The following is a 15,399-nucleotide window of genomic DNA, read 5'->3' as shown; positions in this document are numbered from 1 at the left end:
TGATTCTTCTTTATACAAAAACTAATCTTAAACAAAAAAATTTAATATAAAATTATTACAAATCATAAAAAACAAGAATAACGTATATTGCAACACTCTTATAAACTTATAATTCTGTATAAACGCATAATTTTGTATGATTAAGTAGTGAGCAAAACGGAATTTAATCGCAAGAAGCAAGGTGGCTTAAATGTTAAGCGTTTCGCAATTGTATAAAGAACTAGACAGTATGTTTGCTAATCACGCAAGCGCGCAAGAAATCGAAAAATACTTGCTAAACGCTCTAAACCAATCGCAAGCAAAAGCAAACCAAGAAGCAACAAACCAAGAAGAAGCAAACGCTCAAGCATTTCAACTATCTGTATTAAACGAGTTGATGGGATTTTATAGGTCTAGAGGAGAACACGCAAAAAACAAGCCAATCATTGACAATGCGCTAGATTTGGCAAAAAAGATGGATTTAGCAGGCAGCGAAGCTGGAACAACCACTTTGATTAACGCTGCTACTAGCCTACGAGCCGCGGGCAGCTATGAGCGCGCAACAGAAATATATTCTCAAGCTATTAAAGAATCATCGAAAACACTAAAACCAAACGATAGAAAACTCGCTGCCCTTCACAACAATCTTTCAATGCTCTACAGCGAAACAGGCAACACGACCGAAGCAATTAATGAACTTAATATTGCGCTTGAAATATTGCAAAAATCGAGTATCGATCCTTCAACAGACATAGATATAGCAGCAACTCACACGAATCTTGCGCTTGCGATTTTGCAAGAGTGTTCGCAGAACAGCGCAAACACAAACAGCGAAAGCACAAACAGCAAATCCGCTACTCTTAACTCTGCTTTTGAACACGCTTCAACCAGCGTTCGCATGTACATTGCAGGAAACAACCAAAATCAGCCGCATTATGCATCAGCTTTGGCAGGTTTTGCGCAAGTTCAATACGCACGAAAAGAGTATTCCGACGCTGTAGACACATACAGTAAAGCGCTTGATTTGATTGCACAATGCTACGGAAAAGATAGCGAGTCGTACGCGATTACGTTGGAAAATTTGCAGCAAGCGCAGAAGGCAGCAGAAAAATTTACGGCGAGCGGCATGGCGGATGCGATTCAGTGCGCTGCGGAAAAATCGCAAGCAACCGATGATCTGCAGCCAGAGTCAAATAAAACTAAAAAAGCAGAAGATAATCCAAAAATAAAAAACGGCATGCAACTTTCAAAAGAATATTGGCAAACTTACGGAAAGCAACTACTGGAATTACCAAAATTTAGGGACTATAAAAACCGCATAGCTGCAGGATTAGTAGGTCACGGATCGGAATGCTACGGATTCGACGACGAGATTTCGCGCGACCACGATTTTGGCCCAGGATTCTGCATGTGGCTTACAGATGAAGACTATGCGAAAATTGGCGATGATTTGCAAGCCGCTTACAACGATTTGCCGCAAGAATTCGCTGGTTTTGACTCTCGCGAAGAAACGCCGCGCGCTAAATCATGCGAAAGCAGCAAGCGAGTCGGAGTATTTAGCATAAGCGAATTTTTTGAAAACATAACAGGATTTTCCGCCGCACCAAGCAAAAACGAGCCGCATTTATGGCTTTCGCTAAGCGAGCCAACACTTGCTGCAGCTACGAACGGCCAAATTTTTGCAGACCCACTTGGAGAATTTAGCAAAACGCGTCAAAGTTTTAAGCTTATGCCAGACGATGTGAGAATCTCGCTAATCTCTAGAAGGCTTGGCATGATGGCTCAAGCAGGTCAATACAATGTTCCACGAATGCTAGCGCGAAAAGACGGAGCTGCAGCGTGGCTTTCTATAAACGAGTTTGTGCGCGCAACCGCTTCAATCGTATTCTTGCTAAATAACCCAATAAGCGCAGGATATTTGCCATATTATAAGTGGCAATTTGCAGCACTTCGCAAGCTAAGCGCGCGAATGGCGTCTAGGCTTTCTGGCGTAGCAAATCAACTTGAATCGCTTATGCGACTAAGTAGCGCGGCGTGCTTTGGCGGAATCGGATTTGGCGAAGGCACAAAAGGCAGCAGCGAAGCTGAATCTAAAATAAACGAGATTATTCAAAACGTGTGCAACGAAGTAGTGCAAGAGCTTAAATATCAAGGTTTAAGCAATTGCAATGAAACATTTTTAGAATGGCAACGCCCGTATGTTGAAGTGCATATTAATTCGCGCGCTGCGTGCTTAAGGAGCTTATGATGTGCAATTCATTATCAAATCTAAAAACGCAAAATCTAAAAACGCAAAAGCTTGCAGAAGAAATTACAAAACTAGAATGGCAGCAATTCCAGCTTACGCAAAACGAAGGCGGACGCGCGAATTGTCAAGGAAACTGGCCAACATTCCACATTATGCGAATGAGCCAATTTTTAACTTGGCCTCTGGATTTACAAGAGTCTTATAAAAAAGATCTTGAGCACGCAAATAGTGATGGCAGAAATTTGATAACAGAAAAATATGCAAGAATGATGGAGTCTACTGCTCCAGAAATTTTTGAGCGCACGATTAAGCCTTATATTAAGCCGATTTTAGAGCCTAGAAAAAGCGAGCAAGAGAAGATTATTTTAACGCAAGTTAAATGGGCCGACGATTTTCGCAATCACTACCCTCATTTAGGCCTTGCAATGCGCGTTCTAAAAACAAGCGAAGATACAGCAGAAAATACGTCTTTTGAAACGTATTTGCGAGGAGAATTAAGCACGTATTCTGATGATACTTTTGCTAAATATAAGGCTTTTATAGAAGATTTGCTTGCAAAAAATCTAAATCTTACTCAGATGATTATTGAAAATACTGTGCACATGTATGGCTACGATTCACTCGAAGCGGCCGACAAATGTTGAGGCAACTATAGTGTGAATAGTTTTGCAAATGCACAGTCGATTCTTTGCGCAGTTTTTAAGCTACGCAAATCCGATTCAACAAAAACAGTAGAAGATGCGTTCAAAGCATTTTTGTGCAAAAAATCTCGATAAATCATAATATTCGGCTTGCGTAAATGAGATTCGCAAGATGCACTAACGCCATTTATCTCGCCAAGTATTGGGCAAGTTTCGCGCGCACAATCCATCCACTCTTGCGAAGCGTTTCCAAGCGCCCAAACGCGCACACCTTTTGCGATTAAATCGCGAGCAAGAGACGCAAAACGCGCTCGCTCCCCTAAAAATCCGCGTGAAAAATTCTTAAAATACAGGCGATAAAGCCAAGTTACAGCAGGACCGTGATGCTCGCTAAACGATTCCAGTGCGCGCTGGCTGCTCCATGCCGCCTCTCGCAAAGCTTCGTGAAACTCAAAACCCCATTCTGGCTCGTAACTAAACAGAACTTCGCCAATATAATCTGGGTAATCTGACTCCAATGTGCGGCGCGCATCCCAATCAACAAGAAGATGCAAGTCAAAAACAACATCTGTTATGCGGTTTTCAATAATTTTTTGCGCGCACAAATCGCAATAATCGTCGCTATTCTTAATAAAATTATCGCCATTCTTGCAATCGTCACTATTCTTAAAATCATTGCAATTAGGCGAAAAATCTTCTGTGCAAGCCATTAAAAATCCTAAATTATTCAGTTGGCGAAATTCCGCCAATATAGGACGACATTCCAGAAGCGCCAGCAGACCCAACAGCTCCAACACCAACCCCAGCACCAAAGCTAGCAGGCAAATTGTTCAAATTATAGCCAAGCGCCTCAAGCTGCGCGCGCCCATCTTCCGTAATATTTTCAACACTCCAACGCGGCTTCCAAGTCCAATCAATCCTAAATTCGTCCACTAATCCAACAAGCGCACTCGCGCACTCGTCTTCAATCAAATCCGTAAGCGGGCAAGCAGGCGTTGTAAGCGTCATCGTAAGGATCGCGCGACCAAGCTCATCAATCTCAATCCCGTAAACTAAGCCCAAGTCAACAACATCAATACCAAGCTCTGGGTCCACAACATTGTGCAAAGCCTCTTGAATATCTTCCTCGCTTACGCGCCCAATATTGTTTGCGCTAAGAGTTGATTCTGCTTGATTTTCTGCCATCTTGTTCCTTATTTTTAAGTGTTACAACGCGATTTTATAAAGCTACATACGATTTTATAAATCCTCAATAGCCTTTGCAATACCGTCTTTTAAGCCTTCCCACGCAAGCAACGCACACTTGATTCGCATTGGATATTTAGAAACGCCTTGAAAAACCATTGCATCTTCCAACTCATCTTCGTCTTGCTCGTTTTTTAATCCCACTCCCCTAGATTCCATAAGCTTGTGGAAAAGAGTGGCTAATCGCAAGGCATCCGCAACAGTTTTTCCCTCAACCAAATCAACCATAATCGAAAGACTCGCTTGCGAAATTGAGCAACCGTGGCCATCCCACTTAATACTTTTTATAAGCGCATTGCTTGAATTATCAACGTTTTTAGCGAGTTCCACGTGCATAGTAACCTCATCTCCGCAAGTTGGATTAAATTGATGAGATTCCCCAAATGCATAGTCTTTACTAGCTTCTACAGCACAATTTTCGTGATGATTTGTAATTTTTATATTAGAATCGTTTTTTAGCTCATCGGTTGCTTGCGACTCTGCTTTAGAAAGGCTCTCCGTGCTTAAAAAATGCGCCTTTCCGTGCGGATTTCTAGCAGCATCTAAAATCACTTCTTGATACATGCTTTCTAATCCGCTACTTGCACCGTTACCGTCATCATCAAAACTCATATCAAACATGCGCTCTCCTTGCATTAAAATATTACGACTATGCGCCAAAATATGCGCGAACTTGGGAAACAGCTTCGATTAATTCGCGAGCTTCTTCGATTGTGTTATAAACTCCAACAGAAACGCGATTCGAAGCGTACACGCCAAAATGGCGATGAATCGGTTGAGCGCAATGATGCCCAACGCGAATCGCAATACCTTGCGCATCCAAAAACTGGCCAACGTCATGCGGATGCACTCCTTCAACTTCAAAAGAAACCGTTGCAATGCGCTTGCTTAAATCAAGCGGGCCAAGCACGCGAACTCCTGGAACATCTTGCAATTTAAGCAATTCTTCAGCAAGTTCCTGCTCATGCTTTGCAACTCGATTCATGCCCAACGAGCAAAGCCAATCCGCTGCAACTCCTGCAGCAACCATTTGTGCAACTGGCTGAGTTCCCGCCTCAAAACGGTAAGGCGCTTGCATATATTGCGCTGGCTTGTTAAGCCACGCAAGCTCCACCATAGATCCCCCAAAATTAGCTGGCGGAAGAGCGTTCAAAAGATTGCGGCGACCATACAAGAACCCAACTCCCGTCGGACCGTACATTTTATGCGCACTAAAGGCTGCAAAATCAACATCTAGCGCGTGAAAATCAACTGGAATATGCGGAACGGACTGGCAAGCGTCAAGAACAAAAATCGCCCCAACCTGGTGCGCGCGCTTGCAAATCGGCGAAACATCCGTGATTGCGCCCGTAACATTGCTAATATGCGTAACTGCAACGATTTTCGTGCGCTCATCAATAACAGTGCTCAAATAATCCGCGTCTGCGCGCACGCGACCATCTTCACTTACATCGATCCATCGAAGCTCCGCGCCAGAGCGAATCGCAAGCTCTTGGAATGGCAATAAAACGGAATGATGGTCTGCGCGAGAAACAACAATATTATCTCCCTCATTAATCACAAAATGCTGGCGCAAAGTTAAGTTATCTTCCGCAAAACCAGGGCGATTTAACCTAGAGTTAATAGTGGCGTTTCCAATAGAAGTAGCAAGAAGATTCAACGCGCCTGTAGCGCCAGGCGTAACAACAATCTCTTCGCTGCCTTCTTTGCTACAAGCACCAACGAGTTTTGCAACCTTTGCGCGCGCTTGTTCAAACGCAACTGTGCTAAGCGCTGCCAACTCGTGCGCGCCTCTATGCACACCAGCATTAATCGTTTTGTAAAACTCGCTTTCGGCATTAATTACAGCTTGCGGCTTTTGAGAAGTTGCTGCAGAATCCAAGTAAATCAAGGGTTTTGAATGTACTTTGCGACTTAAAATCGGAAATTGGAGCCTTAAATCTTCAAAATCACGCATTAGCGCAAAGTCTGTATCAAGATTTTTATGATTAAACATTCAAATCACCTTTTAATCAAATTTATAACTTAAAAGCCGCTCCCCCAAACAAAGATTGAAGGAGCGACTTTCAAGACTTAAATCTTAGTAATTAGCGCTTTACGAACAGCCAAGCATAAAAGCATAAAAGCTTAAATCATAAAGCAAAAACTAATTAGAATCCAAATTGTGCCGCAGCTTGACGAAGAGTCTCTGCAGAACGCTTCAAAGCAGCAAGCTCGCGATCCGAAACTGGAGTATTCAAGCGAGAATTTACGCCGTTGCGGTTCAACAAAGTTGGAACCGACATGCAAACGTCTGAGATTCCATGGAAGTCTTCAAGCAAAGAAGAAACTGGCAAAATGCGGTTGGTGTCTCGAAGAACAGCCTCAACAATATCTACGCCAGACATTGCAATAGCGTAGTTTGTAGCACCTTTACCGTTAATAATCTTGTATGCTGCGTTCTTAACTTCTTGATGAATCTCTTCGCGCTTAGCTTCATCCAATGGCTCATGACCTGGAAGAGCATTCCACTCGCACATTGGAACGCCACCAATAGTTGCAGAAGCCCAAAGAGGAACTTCGGAATCGCCATGTTCGCCAGCAATATAAGCGTGAACGTTCTTAACATTCACACCAGTGTGCTGAGCAATAAGGAAGCGCAAACGTGCAGAATCAAGGTTTGTACCCGATCCAAACATTTGATTAGCAGGAAGACCAGAAAGCTTCATAGAAACATGCGTAACAACGTCAACAGGATTTGTAATAAGCATGTAAATTGCGTTTGGAGCAACCTTAACAACATTAGGAATAATCGACTTCATAATATTGATAGTTGCACCTGCAAGCTCCAAACGAGTCTGACCAGGCTTTTGACGAGCGCCAGCAGTAATAACAACCATATCGGCATCGCGGCAAATTTCAACATCGTCGGAGCCAGCAATAGAAACAGCTGGGTAGAAGCTAGAACCGTGCTGCATATCGAGCACTTCTGCTTCAACACGTTCCTTAGCGATATCCTCAAGCACAATTTCACGAGCAACACCGCGCTGAGCAGCAGCAAACGCAAGCGTAGAACCTACTGCGCCAGCACCAATAATCGCAAGCTTTGTTGGCTTAACCTGAGAATTCACCATTAGAAAACCCCTTTTCCACAAAACAGAGTCAACCCTCTAGCTAATAAATAACTCAAAATATAAGGGCTGCTCTAACAATAGAGATATATGCATGAACAGTTTTTACTTTAATCACACCTAAGGAATTTCGACTAAAACGCAATTTGCATAAGTTTTGAAGCCATTGAATCTCCAACAAAAGCATCTAATTCTATGCCAGAATCCTTATATTCCACTGATTTTACAATGCCATTTTCTCTAACTTTAGATAGCAAAGATCCAGAATAATCACTATAAGGAAGCTTAACTTTAACGTGAACATGTGGCGAAGGTAACAAATTTTCTACGCGTGCTTTTAGATGCTCAATATTTTCACCACTTTGCGCAGAGACAATAATAGAATCAGGATACAACGATTGCAAACGCAAACGCATTGGCTCTTGCATAACATCCGACTTATTAAACGCAATAATTTGCGCAATGTCTTCTACTCCGTCAATTTGAGCTAAAACCTCGTTAACTGCCTCAATTTGAGAAACAGGGTCTGGGTGAGAACCGTCAACAACGTGCAAAATAACGTCTGCTTGTCCAACCTCTTCCAAAGTGGACTTAAACGCTTCTACTAGCTGAGTTGGCAGCCTTCGCACAAAACCAACCGTGTCTACAAGCGTATACGCGCGACCATCTTTAGTTAAAGACTTTCGAACAGCAGTATCCAAAGTGGCAAAAAGCGCATTTTCTACAAGCTCCTTAGAGCCAGTAAGTCTATTTATAATCGAAGATTTTCCAGCATTTGTATACCCAACTACTGCAACAGTTGGAATATCTTGACGACGCCTAGATCCACGCTTTGTCTCGCGAGTTGGTGCCATTAGCGCAATGTCGTGACGCAATTTTGAAATTCGATTCCTAATTGCACGCCTATCCATCTCGATTTTTGTTTCGCCAGGGCCTCTAGAGCCTATTCCAGCGTCTCCAGCAGCGCGTCCGCCAGCCTGCCTAGAAAGAGCAGCACCCCAACCTCTAAGTCGCGGAAGCATGTATTGAAGCTGAGCAAGCTCGACTTGCGCCTTTCCTTCCCTGCTTGTTGCATGTTGAGCGAAAATGTCTAAAATAACAGCCGTTCTATCTACAACCTTGACTTTAGTAGCGTCTTCCAAAGCTCTTCTCTGGCTTGGTGGAAGATCGTCGTCTACAACAATCGTATCCGCATCATTTTGAGCTACAACCGCTGCAAGTTCACGCGCTTTTCCAGAACCAACATACGTTGCTGCATCTGGCCTATATCTTTGCTGCAACATGCCATCGCACACTACTGCTCCAGCTGTTTTAGCAAGAGCCGCCAATTCTCTAAGAGACTCTTCTGCTTGGCTTAGAGTTCCGCGAGCGCTAGACCACACGCCTACTAAAACAACGCGTTCCAGCCTTAGTTTTCTATACTCTACTTCGGTTACGTCTTGTAATTCTCCAAGACCAGCAACTCGTTTTAACTCGTTTCTTGATTCACGCTCTTGCCAAGCTTCATCGTTACTTTCTATGCTTGATCCAGAGTTTGCATCGTCTAGCAGAACTTCACTATGGCCTGAAAGAAAGTCTTTATGCTCATTTTTATGCTCGGGCATATTATTATCACCACTTGCCAAATCACTATTTGCTAAAGTATCTACCAAAACTATGCCCTTTGCTATTTTTCTTTAACTACTTACGTTAAATCCTTTATTAATACGCGATTTACAACGTTTGTTTTATTATTGTGAATCTAGAAGACATAATTTTTAACCAACACTAAAATGACTATTAACACTTTTAATAAAACTAAAAAGACGAGCAGCATTAATGCTACTAAAACAAACAAAAATGCTAAAGAATCTAAGACTAGCGGCGAACAGTATTTTTCCACTAATCCAAATTCTTTAGACTTAAGACGAACTTTGCAAGTTGATTTGCGAGGCAAAGAAGTTAGCGTGCAAGTTTCTAACGGAGTTTTTAGCTCTTCTAAACTTGATTTAGGAACTTCAGTTCTTCTTAAACACGCTCCACAACCCCCAGAAAATGGGCGATTTTTCGACATCGGTTGCGGCTGGGGCGCTATTAGCTTGGCTTTAGGTTTTGAATCCCCTAATGCGCAAATTTACGCTGTAGACGTTAACGAGCGCGCTCTAGAGCTTACTAATATTAACGCTAAGAATGCTGGATTAAATAACATTCACACTTATCTTGTAGAAGATGCGCTAAAAGAACTAAAAGAAAATGCGCTACAGGAAAATACACAAAGCGAGGACGCACAAAAAAACATTGATCTTATTTGGTCAAATCCTCCAATCCGCGTTGGAAAAGACGTTTTGCACAATATTTTGCTAACATGGCTTCCTCGATTAAAAGTTGGTGGAGCTGCTTATTTGGTTGTTCAAAAAAATCTTGGTTCCGACTCCTTAATCCCTTGGCTTTCTAAAAATCTTGGTGAAGATTTTAGCGTTGAAAAATACGCAAGTTCTAAGGGATACAGGATTATAGAAGTCTTAAGAAAATAGGATTTAGCAAGATTTAACAGGATTGAATATGAACTTTGACTATCCTAGTGAACTGCCGATTTGTTCTGCACACGATCAGATTATTGAAGCTATTAAAGAGTCGCAGATTATAATCGTATCTGGTCAAACTGGTTCTGGCAAAACCACTCAAATCCCAAAAATGGCTTTGGAACTTGGCAGAGGCGGTCGCGGAAAGCAAATTGTTCACACGCAACCTCGCAGGCTTGCTGCGCGCACAGTTGCCGAGCGAATCGCAAGCGAAATGGGTGTTAAGCTTGGCGAAGAAATCGGCTACCAAGTGCGTTTTAACGACGAAAGCTCATCTAAAACAAAGCTTCGCATAGTTACAGACGGTATTCTACTTGCTCAAATTCAGCGCGATCCACTTCTTACGCGCTACGACACGATTATTATTGACGAAGCTCACGAGCGCAGCCTAAACATTGATTTTTTGCTTGGATATTTAACAACTCTTTTGCCAAAGCGCAAAGACTTAAAGCTTATTATTACTTCTGCAACAATCGATTCTGCAAAGTTCAAAGACCATTTTGAGCAAGCTTTACACATTAAAGTTCCTGTTATAGAGGTTTCCGGGCGAACATACCCCGTGCGCGTACTTTACGAGCCGCTTGGAAGCGCGCCTTCGCTTATGAAGCATGTTCCAGGTTTTGCCGATATTGCTATGGACGATGAAAGCGTTGCGCAAAGCCAAAGTCTTTCTAGTTTTTCGCAAAGCGGAGATATTTGCGATGAAGACATTGCTTCTGCTGTAACTCGCGCATGCGCTCAACTTGTGATTCATTCAAACCACACTCAAGGCGCGCGCGATATTATGGTTTTTGCTTCTGGCGAGCGCGATATTCGCGAGTTTGAAGCATCGTTGCGTTCTTATTTCGGTGCGCGCACAAGCGACATGAATCGCAGTGACGCCATTGAGATTGTTCCACTTTTTGCACGTCTTTCTTCTAAAGACCAGCATCGTGTTTTTGAGCATCACACGCATCAGCGCATTGTAATCGCCACTAATGTTGCAGAAACTTCTCTTACAGTGCCTTCGATCCGCTACGTTGTAGACCCTGGCTTTGCTAGAATTTCGCGATATTCTAAGTCTGCCAAAGTTCAGCGTCTTCCTATAGAACCTATTTCTCAAGCGAGTGCAGATCAGCGTTCTGGTCGTTGTGGGCGAATCGCAGATGGCATTGCTATTCGCTTGTATTCTAGGGAAGATTACGATACTCGCCCGCGCTTTACCGATCCCGAGATTTTGCGCACTTCACTTGGCGCTGTTGTTTTACACATGCTCTCTGTTGGTGTTGCTAAAACTGGCGAAGATATAACGAATTTTGGATTTATTGATCCTCCAGATATTAAGGCTGTAAGCGACGGTTTTAACGAGCTTAGTGAGCTTGGTGCAATAAGTAGAAAATCTGGTGTTATAAGCTTGACTCGAATTGGCCGCGAGCTTAGTCATATTCCAATTGACATTCGCCTTGGACGCATGATTATTGAAGCTGCGCGAAACACTACGCCTAATACTTTAGCTGCGATTCTTGTTATTGTTGCGTTTTTGAGTTTGCAAGATCCGCGCGAGCGCCCCGAGGAAAAGCGCGAGGAAGCCGATAGATTACACAATCGTTATGCAGACGAGTTAAGTGACTTTTTAACAGCATTGAATATTTGGGATCGCATATTCCAGGCGGATGGCGAAATCAGCAACAACGCGCTAAGGCGACTTTGCAAAGAGGAATTTTTCCACTTTTTACGCCTAAAACAGTGGAAAGATTTAGTTAATCAGCTTAAAGATTTATGCAAGGAGCTTCATTATAATGTTGGCGAAGCGCTGCCGATTAAACGCGCAAGCTTGCAAATCCGCCAATTGCCAAATAATCAACAAGCAGCTCACAGTCTTTGTTGCACTTGGGATTATCAAGGAATCCACGCTTCTATGCTTTCTGGCTTGCTTTCTATGATTGGCATGCAAGTTATTCGCGAGCCTAAGGCTTCGGATTTTGCAGGACTTCGCGGAACAGCCAAAATTCGTGCCATTAAGCGCGCTCAAAAAATGGCAAAAAACGATTATCAAGGCGCTAGAAGCACAAGGTTTGCAATCTTCCCATCTTCATCTGTTTCTAAAACAACTCCTTCTTGGATTATGTGTACGGAATTAGTTGAAACTTCTAGACTTTGGGCAAGGTATTGCGCGCAAATAGACCCTGCTTGGGCGGAGTCTTTAGCCAAGAACCTTACTCGCGTAACATATTTAGATGCTCATTGGAGCGCAAGCAAAGGTGCTGCAATTGCTCAATCGAAAGTGCTTTTGTACGGCTTGCCTATTGTGCAAAATCGCACTGTTCAATGGTCTAAAATCAACCCTTACGAATCTAGAATGTTAATGATTCGTCAAGGCTTAGTCGAAGGAAACGTTCAACAGCGTTTTCCATTCAACGATTTTATCTCCTCAAATATTAACGTTTTGAACGATGCCGATAATCAAACAAATCGCACTAGACAAGCAAGCGAAACCGTAAACGACGAGGATTTGTTTACTTTTTACGATAATAAACTTCCTCAAGAAGCTACGACCATTGCAGATTTGGCTAAATGGTGGAAAAATTATAGGCTTCAAGACCCACATTTTCTTGATTTTAACCCAGATTGTGTTGAGCGCTTGCAATACGCAAATGACACTGATTTAGCAGACTACCCCGATACTTGGCATACGATTGGAACAGACGGCCAGAGAATTAATTTGCGCTTAAGCTACATTTACGATCCGCATAATCCTTTAGATGGCGTAACCGTACACGTTCCACTTCATGCGCTTTTGCGACTTAAGCCTCAAGAGTTTACTTGGAATGTGCCAGGCTTATTAGACGAGCTTATTATTGGCATGATTAAGTCTCTTCCTAAGACTTTGCGCGTGCAATTCGTGCCAGCTCCAGATACTGCGCGTAAGATCCGCGAGTGGATTGACGAAAACTACGATTATCTTCCAGGAATAAATGAGAATCCGCAAGAAGATTTTATTTGGCAAGACTTTAGCGAAGTCTTTACTAAAGCTGCGATTAATGTTGTTGTAGCACAAATCCACCCAGAAGTCTTAAGCGAAGATCAGCTACAACGACTATCTCCTTATTTGCGCGTAACTTTTAGCGTTGAGCAAAAGAAAACTAATAAAAACAAACCTAATCAAAACAATTCGCATAATCAAAGCAACAAGCGCATTAAGCCTACTGTTTTAGGAACAGATAAGTCGCTAATAAGCCTTCAGCATCGCTTTGCAAAATCAGCTCAAGAGTGTGCGTTAAATGTTGTTAACAGCAAGGCGATTAAAGCAGCAGAGGCCGGAAATGTTGTTGAGAGAGCAGATTTGTTACACAAGTCTGGAGCAACTAATCTTTCTAGATCTCAAATGGTTTGGCAAGGCGCACTTAACATGCTTATTTTAGACGATAAGCGCATTACATCTAGATGGCTCGGCAGCGAGGCTTTGCTACTTGCTTCTGCACCTTATAAGTCTTCTAAAGATTTGGCTCAAGATTTGCAAATGGCAGCTATTAAGCGACTTATACCAAATACGCAAAAAATTACTAACGATGTTGAACTTAAAGAAGCCGTTGGCAATATTGCCGAAGTTTACGAAGACACGGTTTATAGCGTTGCACACAGTGTTATTGCTATTTTGGAGCGATTTGCTAAAGTCGAGTCCGCTGTTAGCGGCAAAGCCGACTTGCCAATGCTTAGTGTTCTTCAATCGATTAAAGAACACGCATCTTCGCTTGTTTTTCCTGGATTTATTGCAAAAGCAGATTCTAGCGCACTTAGTTCAATAGAGCGCTACTTACATGCGGATTTGATTCGACTTAACAAAGCAAAGTCAAACAAAGATCGAGATGTTCAATGGGCTTGGCAGGCAGATGAAGCTCATAAGCTTGTACTAGAAGCTCAAAAGAGAGCAGAAAGCTTGCCTGCTGGGCCTAATAGAGATGAAGCTCAAGAAAAAGCTCAAAAACTAAAGTGGATGTGCGAAGAATTCTACGTTTCTCTTTGGGCGCAAGAGCTTGGAACAGCATACCCAATTAGTATTCAGCGTATGAAAAAGATTTGATAGCACGCAAGCAAAATAATACAAAAATGGTCACTATCCACGCAGCCAAAGATGACTGCAAGATAGTGACCACTAACATATTGAGTAAATAATAATTACTCTTTAACCATAAGGCTACGAGCAATGTAAACTACTAAGCCAATAAAGGCTACAATAGCGCCCATCATAAGCAAGTTAGAATAACCTGCACCTAAGCCTTGGATTCCAGCAAAAGAGAATCCTTTTAGCAAGTTTCCGCCAAAGAATCCGCTGAAAATGGAAATACCGATTGATGCTGTAACATTCATAACTAAATCGTTCATACCGCATCCACGACCCGATTCTTCAACAGGCAATGCGCTAAGAACCGTTGAAACGATTGGCGAATACATAAGTCCGCAACCAGCGTAGTAGACGCATGCGCACAAAGTTAGAACAAGGAATCCGCAATTGATGAATACAGCAGCTCCAACCCATCCAAGAATCATAAGAACAGCAGCTATAATAATGCCAGCTTTACGTCCAATGAAACCGATAATTGTTCCAGAGCATGTTCCAAACACTGCTGCTACAACGAATGCCCATACAAGGTAGGAAGAAACTGCCTCAGTGCTCATATGATACAAAGCTCCACCAATCACATTGTAAATTGGAGGCATGCAATAGTTAGTAAAGTAGAAGATGAAGATCAAAATAATGCCCGAAAGCCAACGCTTATTCTTAAAGAATGCAGGAGTTACAAACGGGTTCTTTGCCTTCATAATGTATCCAGCAAACACAACAAACAGCACGATGGATCCAAGCAACAATCCCCATGCCTTGTACGAGAAGAACAAAGTCAGCAATGCAACAGCAATACCAAACACTGTAAAGCCAAGCTTATCTATCTTTCCACCAATACCGTTCTTTGTAGGCAAGAACTTAACAAGAACTGGCAAGAACAGAATAGTAATTGCAGGAATCAAGAACAAATACTGCCAAGCAATAGAGCTAAGAGCACCAGCAGCAAAAACGCCAATAGAAGCAGAAAGCTGATAAGCAGCAGTAAAGAGTCCAAAGAAAATTACCTTAAGATCGTTGCGCAAATACTTAGTTGCAATAACAAGGAAGGAAGAACCTGCTACCTGCTCGCCAGCTGTTTGTAAAATACGCGCAATAATAACAGTCCACAAGTTTGGAGTGAAGAAGAAGTTTGCAATAAAACCAAACAACGATCCAACAAACAGTGTTACAAGTCCGATTGTTATGAGTCTACGAAGCGACACAAAGTCACCCAAAGAACCGTAAATAAAGCACACAATGCCTAAAACAATAATTGGCAAACTCGTAATAAGAGAAGCTTGATCAGGCGCGCCAACAGCTTTACCAATCTGATCAAATACCAGATTAAATCCTTGCAAACACAATGTTCCAAGAATAAAGGTTATAAGAAGTAAAATTAGCGAGTAAATCGCCACTTTGTCGCGGGTTTTTGGATCCTCGTATGGGTCTACCGCACTAGATTTTGCAATCTCAGTCATAATAATCCAATCAATTAATATTTTTAGTTTTTACATTGGCAAATAAGGCACATCGC

Annotated in this window: 11 protein-coding genes; 4 read left to right on the top strand and 7 right to left on the bottom strand. The window is 42.4% G+C overall.

Features of this window, described 5'->3' with window-relative positions; genetic code table 11:
* Positions 1–190: 190 nt before the first annotated feature.
* Positions 191–2,227: a DUF4037 domain-containing protein gene (locus HXT36_RS00615; protein ID WP_421778840.1), complete on the top strand. Its 2,037-nt coding sequence runs from the start codon at positions 191–193 to the stop codon at positions 2,225–2,227.
* Positions 2,227–2,871 carry a DUF4125 family protein gene (locus HXT36_RS00610; RefSeq protein WP_421779219.1) on the top strand — a complete coding sequence of 215 codons (645 nt, stop codon included), beginning with the start codon at positions 2,227–2,229 and terminating at the stop codon, positions 2,869–2,871. Before HXT36_RS00615 ends, HXT36_RS00610 begins: the two co-directional genes overlap by 1 nt.
* Before the next feature lie 5 nt (positions 2,872–2,876).
* Here HXT36_RS00610 and HXT36_RS00605 read toward each other — a convergent pair whose 3' ends face one another.
* The 6 genes from HXT36_RS00605 to hflX form a co-directional block, all read right to left on the bottom strand.
* Positions 2,877–3,578, bottom strand: a complete 702-nt coding sequence (locus HXT36_RS00605) for an HAD family hydrolase (RefSeq protein ID WP_421778839.1) — start codon at positions 3,576–3,578, stop codon at positions 2,877–2,879.
* A 13-nt stretch (positions 3,579–3,591) separates the two neighbouring features.
* Positions 3,592–4,053, bottom strand: a complete 462-nt coding sequence (locus HXT36_RS00600) for a metal-sulfur cluster assembly factor (RefSeq protein WP_421778838.1) — start codon at positions 4,051–4,053, stop codon at positions 3,592–3,594.
* A 54-nt stretch (positions 4,054–4,107) separates the two neighbouring features.
* Positions 4,108–4,734 carry a Fe-S cluster assembly sulfur transfer protein SufU gene (gene sufU / locus HXT36_RS00595; RefSeq protein ID WP_421778837.1) on the bottom strand — a complete coding sequence of 209 codons (627 nt, stop codon included), beginning with the start codon at positions 4,732–4,734 and terminating at the stop codon, positions 4,108–4,110.
* Between the two features lie 28 nt (positions 4,735–4,762).
* The gene (locus HXT36_RS00590; RefSeq protein WP_421778836.1) at positions 4,763–6,109 is read right to left on the bottom strand and encodes a SufS family cysteine desulfurase; all 1,347 of its coding nucleotides are present in this window, start codon (positions 6,107–6,109) and stop codon (positions 4,763–4,765) included.
* 154 nt (positions 6,110–6,263) lie between these two features.
* Positions 6,264–7,226 (bottom strand): L-lactate dehydrogenase, encoded by a 963-nt coding sequence (locus HXT36_RS00585; protein WP_004130300.1) that lies wholly within the window; start codon positions 7,224–7,226, stop codon positions 6,264–6,266.
* 131 nt (positions 7,227–7,357) lie between these two features.
* Positions 7,358–8,875: a GTPase HflX gene (gene hflX, locus HXT36_RS00580; RefSeq protein ID WP_421778835.1), complete on the bottom strand. Its 1,518-nt coding sequence runs from the start codon at positions 8,873–8,875 to the stop codon at positions 7,358–7,360.
* Positions 8,876–8,995: 120 nt separating this feature from the next.
* Between hflX and HXT36_RS00575 the strand changes: the two genes are divergently transcribed.
* Together HXT36_RS00575 and hrpA are read left to right on the top strand one after the other, a co-directional pair.
* Complete coding sequence (locus HXT36_RS00575) at positions 8,996–9,736, top strand: class I SAM-dependent methyltransferase (protein WP_421778834.1); 741 nt, start codon at positions 8,996–8,998, stop codon at positions 9,734–9,736.
* Positions 9,737–9,764: 28 nt separating this feature from the next.
* Positions 9,765–13,844 (top strand): ATP-dependent RNA helicase HrpA, encoded by a 4,080-nt coding sequence (hrpA, locus tag HXT36_RS00570; RefSeq protein ID WP_421778833.1) that lies wholly within the window; start codon positions 9,765–9,767, stop codon positions 13,842–13,844.
* A gap of 95 nt (positions 13,845–13,939) precedes the next feature.
* Here hrpA and HXT36_RS00565 read toward each other — a convergent pair whose 3' ends face one another.
* A complete protein-coding gene (locus HXT36_RS00565) occupies positions 13,940–15,343 on the bottom strand; it encodes an MFS transporter (protein WP_016635694.1) in 1,404 nt (467 codons plus the stop codon).
* Between the last annotated feature and the right edge of the window lie 56 nt (positions 15,344–15,399).

Origin of the sequence: Gardnerella sp. DNF01144, from assembly GCF_049244245.1 — a bacterium.
GTDB classification, from domain to species: domain Bacteria; phylum Actinomycetota; class Actinomycetes; order Actinomycetales; family Bifidobacteriaceae; genus Bifidobacterium; species Bifidobacterium piotii.
The sequence above is the reverse complement of the archived record's forward strand: the minus strand, read 5'-3'. Positions and strand labels throughout refer to the sequence as shown.

Excerpts from the sequence above, each read along its gene's own strand:
- HXT36_RS00615 (WP_421778840.1), top strand. The coding sequence starts at position 191 with ATGTTAAGCGTTTCGCAATTGTATAAAGAACTAGACAGTATGTTTGCT.
- HXT36_RS00610 (WP_421779219.1), top strand. The coding sequence starts at position 2,227 with ATGTGCAATTCATTATCAAATCTAAAAACGCAAAATCTAAAAACGCAA.
- HXT36_RS00605 (WP_421778839.1), bottom strand. The coding sequence starts at position 3,578 with ATGGCTTGCACAGAAGATTTTTCGCCTAATTGCAATGATTTTAAGAAT.
- HXT36_RS00600 (WP_421778838.1), bottom strand. The coding sequence starts at position 4,053 with ATGGCAGAAAATCAAGCAGAATCAACTCTTAGCGCAAACAATATTGGG.
- sufU (WP_421778837.1), bottom strand. The coding sequence starts at position 4,734 with ATGTTTGATATGAGTTTTGATGATGACGGTAACGGTGCAAGTAGCGGA.
- HXT36_RS00590 (WP_421778836.1), bottom strand. The coding sequence starts at position 6,109 with ATGTTTAATCATAAAAATCTTGATACAGACTTTGCGCTAATGCGTGAT.
- HXT36_RS00585 (WP_004130300.1), bottom strand. The coding sequence starts at position 7,226 with ATGGTGAATTCTCAGGTTAAGCCAACAAAGCTTGCGATTATTGGTGCT.
- HXT36_RS00575 (WP_421778834.1), top strand. The coding sequence starts at position 8,996 with ATGACTATTAACACTTTTAATAAAACTAAAAAGACGAGCAGCATTAAT.
- hrpA (WP_421778833.1), top strand. The coding sequence starts at position 9,765 with ATGAACTTTGACTATCCTAGTGAACTGCCGATTTGTTCTGCACACGAT.
- HXT36_RS00565 (WP_016635694.1), bottom strand. The coding sequence starts at position 15,343 with ATGACTGAGATTGCAAAATCTAGTGCGGTAGACCCATACGAGGATCCA.